The sequence below is a fragment of the Bacillus testis genome (assembly GCF_001243895.1).
GTDB lineage: Bacteria > Bacillota > Bacilli > Bacillales > DSM-1321 > Bacillus_AD > Bacillus_AD testis.
Map to the genome: position 1 here is coordinate 3,656,912 of NZ_LN851186.1, position 13,853 is coordinate 3,670,764.

The window sequence follows — 13,853 nt, forward strand, 5'->3', positions numbered from 1 at the left end:
ACTTTCCTCACCGTGTTTTCTTTATATCAGGAAAATTGTTCCGGTTTGTACATCTCTAAACGGTCGCTTCCGCTTTTCTTTATTCCAATAGGTATCTGATAGCTGCTTGTAGTTGCATGTCGTTTTCGTCGTCTTTTTTGGCTTTGTTTATGGTTTGTTCGAGGGCTTGGGCTGTTTTTAGGTTGATGGTGCCTGTGTTTTTTAGGTGTTCTCCGTTTTGGAAGGCGCGGACGGCTGTTTCGGTTTTGACGTCAAAATAGCCGTCTGTGCGCCCTGGGTCGTAGCCTAGGCTTTTGAGGATGACTTGCGCATGCTGGACTTGTTCGTTTGTCATATCCTGCTTCAATGGTTTTTCGACGTTTAGGGGCTGTGTATGGTAGATTTTTGGCTGTTTGATTTCCATTGTAGGCTTTATTCCTTTTTTATGGATCCAGTTTCCGTCCGGCGTCAGCCACTTGTAGAGCGTCAATTTAATATTGCTGCCGTCATCCATTTCAACCGCCTGCTGGACGGTCCCCTTGCCGAATGTTTTTTCCCCGATTAATGGATAGCCCCCGGCTTCTTCCATGGCTGCGGCCAGGATTTCCGAAGCTGAGGCGCTGCCGTTGTCGATCAAGACGGCTATCTTATAATCCTTCTTGTTTTCGAGTTTCGAGTAGGTTTCCTCTTGATTGCCGTTTCGTTCTTCGATGCGGAAAAGCGGTTTATTTTCGGGGATCAGTTCATTAAGGACTTCCCGGACAGCCGGCAAAAGCCCTCCTGGATTGCCGCGGACATCCACGATCAGCCCTTTTATTTTCTTGGATTCCAATGCCTTCAGCTGTTTGCGGAAGGCTTTTCCGGTATCCTGGCTGAACGAGGTGATTTCAATATAGCCTACCTTTTTCCCCGCTTCTTCCTTTACTGAAGAAAAGACAGTCTCAATCGGTATCTCATCGCGCTTAATCGAGAACATCATCGGTTCGCTGACGCCTGGCCGTTTGATTTCAAGTTTTACCTTTGTTCCTTTTTCCCCGCGGATCTTTACGGAGACTTCCTGGACATTCAGCCCTTTCACACTTTCGCCATTCACGGAAACAATCTCGTCCTTCGGCTTCAATCCGGCCTTTTCGGCTGGCGAATCCTTATAGGGCGATACAATCACTACTTTAGTCTCTTCCATGCCGATTTCCGTCCCAATCCCTTCAAAGGAAGAATCGAGTGAATCATTGAATTGCTTGGCCGTCGCTTTATCCATATAAACGGAATAAGGATCCTTCAAAGAGGCCAGCATTCCTTGAATGGCACCCGAAACAAGTTCAGCGTCTTTCTTTTCCTCTATATAATAGTTCTTTATCAAATCATAGGCCTGTCCGACCTTGGCCAAGTCCTCGCTTGTCTCTTTTTCTTCCATGGTTACAGAAGGACGCCTCTCTGTATCCTCCGTCGGCGTTTTCCATTTCATGAATATGTCCGGCCCGATCGCCATTCCACCTGCGGCGCCTGCACCGAGCGATAATGTGATGGCCGTAGGAAGGACCCATTTTTTATTCATAACTGTCTCCTCTCCCCATCTCTCCTATACAAAAAGGCATCGCACATATATGTGTGATACCTTGTACGTACTATAAGTTGTATGAGAGCCGGGGAGAAATTATGATGATTCTCCCTTAACTTTCATTGGTCTGATCGTCACCCTTTTTGCTTGGTCAAAATGATAGGGCCGTCTTCCGTGATGGCAAGTGTATGTTCATATTGGGCTGAAAGGCCGCCATCCACTGTGCGGGCAGTCCAATCATTATCGTCCATTTTTGCTTGCCAGCCGCCTGTATTGACCATTGGCTCAATTGTGATGACCATGCCCGCTTTTAAACGAGGCCCTTTGCCAGGCAAGCCATAGTGCGGGATATACGGATCTTCATGGATGGTTCTGCCGATTCCATGCCCTGTAAAGTCGCGCACAACTGAGTATCCTTTGCTTTCTACGTACTGCTGGATCGCATGGCCGATATCGCCGACACGATTGCCGACAACTGCTTGCTCAATGCCAAGGTATAGAGACTTCTCGGTTACTTCCAAAAGATCCTGTACTTCATCAGAAACCTTGCCCACTGGATAAGTCCATGCAGAATCCGCCAAGAAACCATTCAGGTTGACCACCATATCGATTGTGACGATGTCCCCTTCTTTCAATGGCTTTTTAGAAGGGAAGCCGTGGCAGATTTCATCGTTGACAGATGCACAAGTCGCATACGGATAACCCTGGTACCCTTTTTGTTCAGCTGTAGCGCCATGTTGTTTCAGATACTTTTCCACGAAATCTTCAATTTGCTGTGTATTGACTCCCGGCTTAATCATTTCTCTTAATTTTTCATGCACAGAGGCAAGCAGTTCTCCCGCTTTTCTCATATTTTCTATTTCATTTTTTGATTTTAAAACAATCATTGTTGCACTCTCCTTCTTACTACAGTGGCTAAATAGTTCCTAAGTTCTACGTCTAGATATTTGATCTCCTTATTAATCATATCAGTTCTATGCCCAACCTCCAAAAAAAGAACCTCGCCACCGGCAACATCTCTGGGCGACAACGTAAAATCAGCGGTTTTTGCGGCAAAAGGAAACAGACACCCCGCGATTGAGATGTCTGTTGTCACGTTTAAGCGTATCTATAAAAGGATATACATTTTTATAGAGGCACAATACCGATCGGGTTGATTGCTCCGCTCTTCGATGGAGTCCAAGGGCCTTCATGCAATTCGAAATGCAAATGCTGTCCTGTTGATTGGCCGGTGTTGCCCATCATACCGATTTGCTGCCCTTTGGATACCGTTTGGCCGGTGCTGACATTTCTGCTGTTCATATGCGCATAAACGGTTGTATATAGCTTGCCGTTGATGCTATGTGAAATGAATACCGCGTTGCCATATGAAGAAGAATAGTAAGAACGGGCCACAACACCATCAGCTGCCGCTACAATCGGCACAGAAACAGGGTTGGCAATGTCTACACCGAAGTGGGTCGCTCCCCAGCGTCCGCCGAATCCGGATGAAAGTACGCCTACAGCCGGTCTTGTAAAGGCGCCTGCAGAGATGCCAGGAGTTGAGCTAGTGCTTGGTGCACTGCTATGGCTGCTGCCTGAGTTTGAGCTTGAATTTGAGCTGCTTGAATTTGAACTAGAATGAGAACTTACATGTGAACCGCCGCTGGCCGCTTTTTTAGCTGCTTCTTGACGGGCGCGTTCCAATGCCGCTTGACGCTCTCTTTCTGCTTTTGCTGCTTCTGCTTGACGGGCTTTTTCGTTGGCGATAGCTTTATTGATCGCATCGTGTTGGGAAGCTAGAACATCATTTTCTTCTTGAAGGTCCATTTTATATGTATGAGCTTCATGTTCGTCATGTTCTAATTGGCCCATCAGCTTGTCTTTTTCGGCACGTTGTTTAGACAGCGTAGCCTTCATGGATTGCAATTCGCTTCTCATCTTTTCCAAAGAAGCAAGCTTGCTTTCTACTTTTTTCTGGTTGCTTTCAAGTTTTTCTTTGTCCGCTTCATGCTGTTTGACTAAATCTTGATCGGCATCCATGATTGTCGATACGGCGCCGATGCGCTCAATAAATTCACCGAAACTGGAAGCGCCGAGGATTACTTCAAGATAGCTGTTGCTGCCGCCGTTTTCCTGATACGTCAATGCGCGGTTTTTAAGGACTTCATTCCGTTTGGCAATGCGTTCTTTCAGCTCTTCGATTTCTTTTTTCAGTTTTTCTATATCTGCTTTGGTAGATGTAATTTCTTCATTCTTCTCTGTGATTTTTGCATTGGTCGATGAAATGGCTTCATCAATTTTTTGCATCTCAGATTTTGTTTTAGCTTGCTGGTCTTGCAACGCTTTAATCTTTGCGTCTGTACTTTGAATATTCGATTGAACATTAGAGCGTTGATCTTGGATTTTCTTTTTCTTGTTTTCCATATCTGAGATGGATTCCGCACTGACACCACTGGCTGCAAAAATACTTGATAAACCTAGAACAACCGTTGTGTTCAGGACAAGCAACTTAGATTTTAACATGTTCCACGATCACCTTTCTCTTCTAATCTAGTTTTCTCTGTGTAGACGGCATAAGTCCATACAAATAGGAAAGGCCGGACGATAAAAGGCCGACCCACCTTAACCATTTATTTTATAAGCGATTGAAACCGTTTAGCTCCAGTTTGTACGTCGCTAAACGGTCACTTCCGCTTTTCTTTATTGTCTAGCTGCAGTGACCAGCGACTAGCAAACTTCCCACTTCTCTCTTCAATAAGTCAACATCGAATCACTACGTTCTTCGTGTTTCCTTTATTTCGAAGAGAAGCAGTCCAGTTTGTACGTCGCTAAACGGTCACTTCCGCTTTTCTTTATACCTTTAAGAATTTGCGTACTGACATCATGCTTCCCCAAACGCCGATCAGTGCGCCCATTAGGAGCAGAACGCCTGATACTTGGTAGATGAACGGGCTGAATGGCAACATTTGCAGATAGCCGATATCGCTTCTGTCTGTGACCACGCCGATGACCTTGTGATAGGTTGTGGCAATCAGAATGATCGGGATGATGGATCCCAATATGCCAAGCCACAGCCCTTCAAGGAAGAATGGCCAGCGGATGAAGGAGTTTGATGCCCCTACCAATCTCATAATTTCGATTTCATTTCTTCTTGCAACAATCGTAATCTTGATTGTATTGGAGATTAGGAACATCGCTGTGAACAGCAAGCCGACAATCAATACAACCCCGATATTACGCATAACATTGATGACATTAAATAGCTTTTCAACTGTTCCTTGTCCGTATTTTACTTTTTCAACATAATCATACTTCTCGATCTTATGCGCCACTTTGATTACATCTTCAGGAGTTTTCGTTTTCACAACATACACATTGCGGAGTGGATTGTCCTGTTCAAACAAAGCGAAGGATTTGCCAAGGCTTTTGACGATGGATTCCAACTCTTCTTCTTTAGAGGAGAAGGTGACCGTTTTGACAGCATTGGTATCTTTCAACTGCTGGCCCAGCTTGTCCATGTCATCCTGCTTAGCAGCCGCATCGATTTGCACGCGGATCTCTACATCATTCTCAACATTCTTGGCGATATTGTTCATATTCATCAAGATAACGAAAAATACACCAACCAATAAAAGCGTGACCGTTACGGCACTGGCGGATGCAAATGTCATCCAGGCATTACGCCCAAGGCTCTTGAAACTTTCCCTAAAATGACGAAAGAGACTATTAATATTCATATCCGTAGTCACCTCGTTGTTCGTCTCTTATAATCGTGCCACCCTCGATCGCTATAACGCGGTGTCGAAGATTGTCTACAATTTCTTTATTATGAGTGGCCATCACAACTGTTGTGCCACGTCGATTGATTTCTTCAAAAATATTCATGATTTCCCATGAGGTCTCCGGATCGAGGTTTCCTGTCGGCTCATCGGCGATCACCACTTTAGGATCGTTGACGATGGAGCGGGCAATCGATACACGCTGCTGCTCTCCTCCGGACAATTCAGTCGGAAACATACGCGCTTTGTGCTTCAGGCCGACAAGGTCAAGCACTTCCATGACGCGCTGTTTGATGTTCTGGGGATTAATTTCGATTACTTCCATAGCGAATGCTACATTTTCATATACTGTGAGTTTCGGCAATAATTTAAAGTCCTGGAAAACGACGCCGATATTGCGTCTGAACACTGGAACTTTTGAATTGCGGATTTTCCCGAGTGAAATGCCATTTACCGAGATAGTTCCGCTGGTCGGCTTTTCTTCCCGGTACATCATTTTAATAAATGTTGATTTACCGGCGCCGCTTGGCCCTACCACGTAAACAAATTCACCCTTTTTAATTTTTACATTAATACCGCTAACGGCTTTGACGCCGTTCGAGTAGGTCTTGTTTACATCAACCATTTCAATCATTAAAAAAAACCACCTATATCTATGCCTTTTTTAATAAGGCGCTATTGTTTGTTCTTTATGCTTCTTTCGACATTAACAACTTGGTAATTCCAATTTCCAACAAATTTCCTCGTTTTCCCCAAAGCCATTATATCATCTACAAAATTCAAATACAGTTTAAATAATATTACATTTTTATTTCAAATGAATCATTAATTTTCAGATAATTGCGGTAACTTTGTCTTATTTTTCCAAAAAAACTGATAGGAATAACGTCCCGTTTCATATAAAAAGCCGAATCTCGTTAAAGATTCAGCTTGTTCAAAAAACCTTTGCTCTGTGATAAAAGCCTGATCGGTTTCATTTTACTTCTTTTCTGACAGCCACTGGGCCACCGTCTCGGCATCCTTGCCTTTTACCAAACCTTTAGGCATGCCGCCGCCTTTTCCTTCGAGAATAATCTTCTCAATATCATCCTTGGATTGTTTGGCGCCTACTTCCTGCAGATTCGGCCCGCTGACGCCTTGAAGATTATCACCGTGGCAGTTGATGCAATTCTGTTTGTAGATTTTCGCTCCCGCACTGTCATCCACGTACGACTTGCCATCGTCCGCTCCGTTTTCTGACGACTTGTCTCCCCCGCCGCAAGCAGCCAGCACAAGCGAAGTTCCGAGGAACAGCGCTATTAGCTTTTTGTTCATACATATACCCCCATAGCCCATATAGTATTTTCCGTTACTATATTATACCATTTCAGGCTTGATTGAAACCTTCCCCCAATACCTCGTGGGCATCCGTGACGACAACGAACGCATGAGGATCAACTTCTCGCGCCACTTGTTTCAATTTCGTGAATTGCGACTGGTCGACCACACACATCAGCACAGGCTTATCCGTTTCCGTGTAGCCGCCTTTGCCGTGAAGCTCGGTGACGCCGCGGTTAATGCGATTGAAAATGGCTTCCCGCATTTCCTGTTCTTTATTCGTGATGATTAAGGTCATCTTCGAGTTATCCATCCCTACCTGTACCAGATCAATCGTCTTGCTGGTCGCATACAAGCCAATCAGCGCATACAGTCCGCGCTCGATATCGAATACGAAACTTGCGGAAATGACAATCAGCCCGTCAATCAGCGCCACACATTTACCGAGCGAGACCCGCGTGTACTTATGGGCAATCTGGGCTGCTAAATCCGTCCCTCCCGTTGAGGCTTTCCCTAAAAAGACGATGCCAAGCCCAAGCCCCACACCGATGCCGCCAACAATCGAACCAAGCAGCGCATCCGTTGTCCACGGCTGCAAATCCTTTGTTAAATAAACGACAAGCGGGAAAAAACATGTCCCGACAAATGTCTTGATGCCAAATTGCTTGCCGAGCAAAATCACGCCAGCAATGAATAACGGAATATTTAATGCCCACTGCACATAAGCCGGCTCCCAGCCGAACTTCGCATGCAGGATCGTGGAAATTCCGCTTGTCCCTCCGGAAGCAATATGATTGGGCAATAGAAACACATTAAAAGACAGAGCCACTACCGCTGCTCCGACCATAACATATACATAATCAAACCAGGCATGGCTGGCCGCATTTCTGATGGAACCTTTCATTTTATCTACCATGATACCCTCCGACTGTAAAAACATCCTGTATTTCCCTATCATTTTCTAATACCAAACAAGAGTATAGCACCACGCTTGAGAGCCTGTAAATAACAGCCAGATAACGTAGTAAAGCATTAAATCAATCGTTTGTTTGATATTCTTTTTCTATAGTGTTGTCAGAAGAGTTTCCTTTTATGATAGCCAGATGGAAAGGCAAAAATCCAGATTGAACAAGTAGTCAGCAGCGATTGATTTCCGCTCCAGGATGCTCACTTTCCGTGGGGCGGGCGGTGAGCTTCCTCGGCGCCCTTGCGCCTGTGGGATCTCACCTGTCCCGCTGATCCCGCAGGAGTCTTCGCATCCTTCCGCTCCAATCAATCGACTTAATGGGGAATCATTGACCTTATTTTAAAGGCTATATTAGATATCTTTGTTGATATTACAATTAGAAAAGGACTTCGATGAATTTGAAGTCCTTGTTTAAATTACGATATATGATAACTATTTTATCGTCAGCTATGATTGAGAAACAAAAAAGGTCTTTTTAAGCAAAAAAACTGCAAGGAAAATTCCTTGCAGCTCTTGATTAATCAGCCAGTTTCGAACGCAGATAGGCATCAATGAAGCTGTTGATGTCTCCATCCATGACAGCCTGTACGTTTCCTGTTTCCGCCCCTGTGCGGTGGTCCTTGACCATGGAATAAGGGTGGAAAACATATGAACGGATTTGGCTTCCCCAGCTGATGTCGCTTTTTTCGCCGCGAATTTCATCCAGCTGTGCCTGTTGTTCTTCGATTTGGCGTTGATATAGCTTCGCTTTCAGCATACTCATCGCTTTTTCACGGTTCTTGATCTGAGAACGTTCATTTTGGCAGGTTACGACTACGCCAGTCGGCAAATGTGTGATACGGACCGCAGAGTCGGTCGTATTGATATGCTGTCCGCCGGCACCGCTCGCACGGTATGTGTCGATTTTCAGATCTTCACTACGGATTTCGATATCGATATCGTCATTCAATTCCGGCATGACATCGCATGAAACGAATGATGTATGGCGGCGTCCAGATGCATCGAACGGCGAAATGCGGACAAGGCGGTGTACACCTTTTTCCGCTTTCAGATAACCGTAAGCATTATGGCCTTTGATCAATAGCGTAACGCTCTTGATGCCGGCTTCATCGCCTGGAAGATAATCAAGCGTCTCCACTTTAAAGCCTTGCTTTTCCGCCCAGCGTGTATACATGCGCAGCAGCATGGAGCCCCAGTCCTGCGACTCGGTTCCGCCTGCACCCGGATGCAATTCAAGGATGGCGTTGTTCTTGTCATACGGTTCGCTCAATAGCGCCTGCAGTTCGTACTCATTCATTTCTTTTGTCAGTTCGGTGATTTCTGATTCCAACTCGGCCTGAAGGTCTTCATCGTATTCTTCTTTCAATAGTTCATACGTAACTTCCAGGTTTTCATGGGTTTCACTCATGGAGTAGAATTTCTCCACCAATTCCTTTAATCCGTTCGCTTCATTGATGACACTCTGAGCCGCTTGCTGGTCATTCCAGAAGTCCGGATGTGTCATTTCATGGTCTAATTCTGCAATGCGGGCTTCCTTCTCTTCTAAGTCAAAGAGACCCCCTAAAGTCCGCTAATTTCTTAGCTGTTTTTTCGAGCTCTGATCTGATTTCTGCTAATTCCATGCTCTTCACCTCAAAAATGTAGTAATGTGACAAACGAAAAGAGGAGGCGCTTGATGGCCCTTCCTCTTTCCTTATAGTCCATATGCCGGCTTACGCGCGGCCATGACAGTTTTTATATTTTTTGCCGCTGCCGCATGGGCATGGGTCATTGCGCCCAACTTCCTGCTTTTTGCGGACCGGCTTTTTCTTCACTTCTTCTCCGTCTTCTTTCGGATGGACGGCTTGTCCTTTAGCCACTTCTTGGCGCTCCAGGTTGTTTTGGATTTCCGCTTTCATAATATACATGGCCACTTCGTCTTCAATGGCAGCAATCATGTCGCCGAACATCGCAAACCCTTCCTGCTGGTATTCCTTAAGCGGATCGATTTGTCCGTAAGCACGGAGATGGATTCCTTGGCGCAATTGTTCCATCGCGTCGATATGGTCCATCCATTTGCTGTCGACCGCACGGAGAAGAATGACTTTTTCAAACTCGCGCATTTGTTCAGATGACATTTGCTCTTCTTTTTCATCATAACGCTGTTTGACTTTTTCTAGGATAAACTCGCTGATTTCGTCGCCTTCTTTGCCTTTCAGATCGTCAACTGAAATCGTTCCTTCCGGCAAGAGATTGCCTTCCACATAATCAATGATTCCTTCGAGGTTATAGTTTTCTTCCTCATCACCGCTGATAAAGGCCGCAATCTGGCGCTCAACAGAAGTGGTGATCATCTTCTCGATGATTTCGCGCAGGTTTTCGCTATCCAACACTTCGAAGCGTTGGTTATAGATGATTTCACGCTGTTGGCGCAAGACATCATCATATTGTAGCAATTGCTTACGGGCATCGAAGTTATTGCCTTCCACCCGTTTCTGCGCGGATTCAACCGCTTTTGTGACCATCTTGCTCTGGATTGGCTGCGTATCATCCATTCCAAGGCGGGCCATCATATTTTTCATATTATCACTGCCGAAACGGCGCATCAATTCATCTTCCATCGATAGATAGAATTGAGTGACACCAGGGTCTCCCTGACGTCCTGACCGTCCACGGAGCTGATTATCGATCCGTCTGGATTCATGGCGCTCCGTACCGATGACAGCAAGTCCGCCTAACTCCTTAACACCTTCGCCAAGCTTGATATCCGTACCACGGCCAGCCATGTTCGTCGCAATCGTTACGGATCCTTGCTTACCGGCATCGGCGATGATTTCCGCTTCACGGAAGTGGTTTTTCGCATTCAAGACATTATGAGGGATCTTGCGTTTTGAAAGCAATTGGGAAATCAATTCCGATGTTTCGATTGCAACGGTACCGACAAGGACAGGCTGCCCTTTTTCATGGCGTTCCTGGATGTCGTCGGCCACTGCATTGAACTTGCCGCTCATGGACGCGAAAATCAAGTCAGCGCGGTCGTCACGGATGATGTCGCGGTTCGTCGGGATGACGATAACATTCATATTATAGATGTTGCGGAATTCTTCTTCCTCTGTCTTCGCCGTACCAGTCATACCGGCAAGCTTTTCATACATACGGAAATAGTTCTGGAAAGTGATTGTTGCAAGCGTCATGCTCTCGTTCTGGATTTCCAGGCCTTCCTTCGCTTCAATCGCCTGATGCAAACCGTCACTGTAGCGGCGGCCTTTCATCAAACGACCGGTAAATTGGTCAACGATGACAATCTCGCCGTCCTGCACGACATAGTCGACGTCATTATGCATCGACACATGCGCTTTCAACGCCTGATTGATATGGTGGTTCAATGACACATGGGAAATATCGAACAAGTTGTCGATGCGGAAAGCGCGCTCTGCTTTCGTAATTCCTTCTTCTGTCAATTGTACACTCTTCGTCTTCTCATCATATGTGTAATCTGTTTCTTTCGTTAACGTACGGACGAAGCCATTCGCCTGGATATACAAAGAAGTCGATTTTTGGGCGCTTCCGGAAATGATCAGCGGCGTACGCGCTTCATCAATCAGGATGCTATCGACTTCATCGATCACGGCATAATGAAGCGGACGCTGTACCATTTGTTCTTTATACAACACCATATTATCGCGCAGATAATCGAAGCCGAACTCATTATTCGTACCGTATGTGATATCGGCATTGTACGCTTCCTGTTTCTCTTCGCGGCTAAGCCCGTTCGTGTTCAAACCGACTGTCAAGCCAAGGAATTCATACAACTGGCCCATTTCAGTGGCATCACGTGAAGCCAAATAATCATTGACCGTGATGACATGGACACCTTTGCCGGACAGTGCATTTAAATACACCGGCATTGTGGACGTCAGCGTTTTACCTTCCCCGGTCTTCATCTCAGAAATATTGCCGTCATGAAGGGCAATACCACCCATCAGCTGCACCTTGAACGGATACATGCCAAGCACACGCTTTGACGCCTCGCGGACAACAGCGAAAGCTTCAGGAAGCAACTGGTCAAGCGTCTCGCCGTTTTGGTAGCGTTCCTTGAACTCAGGAGTCTTCGCTTTAAGCTCCTCATCCGATAAAGCTTCCATTTGCGAAGCCAATCCATCTATTTGATCTGCCATCTTCTGCAGACGTTTTACTTCTTTCTTATTTGAATCAAACACTTTATTTAAAATTGATAACATGTCACAAACGCTCCTCTGTTTTGTGATAACGTAAACCTTCGTTCCATAATGGGGAAATCGCCCCGTACTAAGTTCCGATTGATCATGCGGCCCTTATCTATAGGAAAGAACTGATCTTAACAGGTCTATCTTCCCACTTGATTCTTTCATGATATAAGCCATGCCAACCAAAAGCGAAAACATGAAAAAATGGCTTCACTCGTTTAGCGTGGCACTTTTCTGGAAATATCCATTTTATAATATTACCATTTCTACTTGTTCGGTACAACTGCCCTCTGGTAGAGTTTCATCTTCTTTCATCTCTATGATGGGCCAATTTCCGACAAAAAACGGCAAAGAAAAGGCCAGTACTTCAGCATAACACAGATTACCTATGGAGATACAGCAAAAAGGAAGCATGTGAAAATGGCAGTGGCTTCGTTGGAGAAGATCTTTATCCATAGCAGGTGATACTGCGCCTAAAGACGGACAGGCAAAAGGGCATTAAAAAATGCGGCTCCCGCCAACCACGGAATGGCTGGCGGAAAACCGCATCTTCAGTCTAGTTTTATATTATTTAATTCGGTTCAATTAAGCCGTAACGGCCATCCTTACGCTTGTAGACCACATTTGTCACTTCCGTTTCAGCATTTGTGTAAACGAAGAAATTATGGCCCAACAGATTCATCTGAAGAATCGCTTCCTCACTGTCCATTGGTTTTAAGTCGAAGCGTTTGTTACGCACAACTTCCAAGTCATTCTCTTCTGTTTCCACAGCATCCTGCGGAGTACCCTCTTCCGGCGTAAAGTCAAACAGGTCAGCCGTGCTTCCAGTAGTCCGGAACTTACGGTTCACCTTTGTCTTATGCTTGCGGATCTGTCTTTCAAGCTTATCGGTGATTGTATCAATCGCAGCATACATATCTGCATTTCTTTCTTCTGCACGAAGAACAAGATTAGACATTGGAACAGTGACTTCAACCTTAGATGTCTTATCGTTATAAACCTTAAGGTTTACATATACGGTAGCATTAGATGTGTTGTTAAAATATCTTTCCAATTTTCCAATTTTCTTCTCCACGTATTCGCGCAGAGCTGGAGTTACCTCAATGTTTTCACCACGAATGTTATAATCCATAAGTGAGTCCTCCTTTAATAAATAAAACTATACCTACTAGATTCTATGATACCCCTTCCAAACCCTCTATGAAACATTAATTTTATTTGTCGGAATTGCGAACAAAAAACTTCACAGAATCTTCTCAGGATAAGGAGATTGATAGACTGCACAAAAAAAGATGAACCCGGAATGGAATCATCTTAGTTTCGTTTATCATAGAAATAACTGCCGGCATCGCCTTGGAAATAGCCCAAGTATTTTTTCGTGGAATTCCCTTGCTTTTTCACACTGCGGATTTGCGAAGCCAACTGCTGTTTGATTTCTACCAATTTCATATCAATTTCCTTATTGATCGAAACGACCACTCCGCCAATTTTCATCTCATCATCTGTAAAAGGCGGGAAAATATCATCCAATACCTTCTGGCGGCGATCCAGCAAACGGCTAATTTCATCGTACTGTTCATCCGTCAAATCGCTCTGAGGAATATGGGTAAGCATCCGAAGCTCAGCCGTCAGCCGATAACATTCTTTCAGACTGGCTCTCATCAGACCATTCCACCCGTATGCTGTTGTTGGCGATTTTTTTGAATCACCTGCTTCCATGTATCGCGGAAATCCACCAATAATCCTTCCACTTCATCTAAAGGCGCACTACTATTTTTGATATTCGCATCCATTAAGCGCTGATTCATAAATTCATAGAGAGTCATCATATTATGGCTGACTTCCATATCCATATTCAATGTCACCATTAACTCACGGATGATCTTCTGCGCTTTTTGGATATTCGTATTCTTCTCTTCAATCTGGCCTTGTGAAATAGCGACTTTTGCCTTTGCAACGAACTTCAGGCAACCATTGTAAAGCATCAGCGTCAGCTCAGCCGGAGACGCTGTCGTGACCGAATTTTGTTGGTATGTTTTGTATGGATTATTTGCTGCCATGTTTGT

12 protein-coding genes are annotated in these 13,853 nt (G+C 45.0%); all 12 read right to left on the reverse strand.

Annotated features, from left to right (window positions below; genetic code table 11):
- Positions 1-79: 79 nt before the first annotated feature.
- On the reverse strand, positions 80-1,534 hold the full coding sequence (locus BN1765_RS18195) for a S41 family peptidase (protein ID WP_050616446.1): 1,455 nt from the start codon (positions 1,532-1,534) through the stop codon (positions 80-82).
- Positions 1,535-1,671: 137 nt separating this feature from the next.
- Positions 1,672-2,424 (reverse strand): type I methionyl aminopeptidase, encoded by a 753-nt coding sequence (map, locus tag BN1765_RS18200; protein WP_050616447.1) that lies wholly within the window; start codon positions 2,422-2,424, stop codon positions 1,672-1,674.
- A 241-nt stretch (positions 2,425-2,665) separates the two neighbouring features.
- Entirely contained in the window at positions 2,666-4,042 is a 1,377-nt protein-coding gene (locus BN1765_RS18205; RefSeq protein WP_050616448.1) for a murein hydrolase activator EnvC family protein, read from the reverse strand.
- A 329-nt stretch (positions 4,043-4,371) separates the two neighbouring features.
- Complete coding sequence (gene ftsX / locus BN1765_RS18210) at positions 4,372-5,256, reverse strand: permease-like cell division protein FtsX (RefSeq protein WP_050616449.1); 885 nt, start codon at positions 5,254-5,256, stop codon at positions 4,372-4,374.
- Entirely contained in the window at positions 5,246-5,932 is a 687-nt protein-coding gene (gene ftsE / locus BN1765_RS18215) for a cell division ATP-binding protein FtsE (RefSeq protein WP_050616450.1), read from the reverse strand. Before ftsE ends, ftsX begins: the two co-directional genes overlap by 11 nt.
- Before the next feature lie 344 nt (positions 5,933-6,276).
- A complete protein-coding gene (gene cccB / locus BN1765_RS18220; RefSeq protein WP_050616451.1) occupies positions 6,277-6,612 on the reverse strand; it encodes a cytochrome c551 in 336 nt (111 codons plus the stop codon).
- 52 nt (positions 6,613-6,664) lie between these two features.
- Entirely contained in the window at positions 6,665-7,531 is an 867-nt protein-coding gene (locus BN1765_RS18225; RefSeq protein WP_230199548.1) for a YitT family protein, read from the reverse strand.
- A gap of 568 nt (positions 7,532-8,099) precedes the next feature.
- Positions 8,100-9,204, reverse strand: a protein-coding gene (gene prfB, locus BN1765_RS18230; protein ID WP_147554228.1) for a peptide chain release factor 2 whose coding sequence is annotated in 2 segments (ribosomal slippage) — positions 8,100-9,131 and positions 9,133-9,204 — 1,104 coding nt in all. Because the reading frame shifts where the segments join, the coding sequence is not laid out codon by codon here.
- Between the two features lie 90 nt (positions 9,205-9,294).
- A complete protein-coding gene (secA, locus tag BN1765_RS18235; RefSeq protein ID WP_050616453.1) occupies positions 9,295-11,802 on the reverse strand; it encodes a preprotein translocase subunit SecA in 2,508 nt (835 codons plus the stop codon).
- A 556-nt stretch (positions 11,803-12,358) separates the two neighbouring features.
- Positions 12,359-12,919 carry a ribosome hibernation-promoting factor, HPF/YfiA family gene (gene hpf, locus BN1765_RS18240; protein ID WP_050616454.1) on the reverse strand — a complete coding sequence of 187 codons (561 nt, stop codon included), beginning with the start codon at positions 12,917-12,919 and terminating at the stop codon, positions 12,359-12,361.
- Positions 12,920-13,101: 182 nt separating this feature from the next.
- A complete protein-coding gene (locus BN1765_RS18245; RefSeq protein WP_050616455.1) occupies positions 13,102-13,449 on the reverse strand; it encodes a flagellar protein FliT in 348 nt (115 codons plus the stop codon).
- Positions 13,449-13,847, reverse strand: a complete 399-nt coding sequence (fliS, locus tag BN1765_RS18250) for a flagellar export chaperone FliS (protein ID WP_050616456.1) — start codon at positions 13,845-13,847, stop codon at positions 13,449-13,451. The genes BN1765_RS18245 and fliS overlap by 1 nt, the downstream gene beginning before the upstream one ends.
- Between the last annotated feature and the right edge of the window lie 6 nt (positions 13,848-13,853).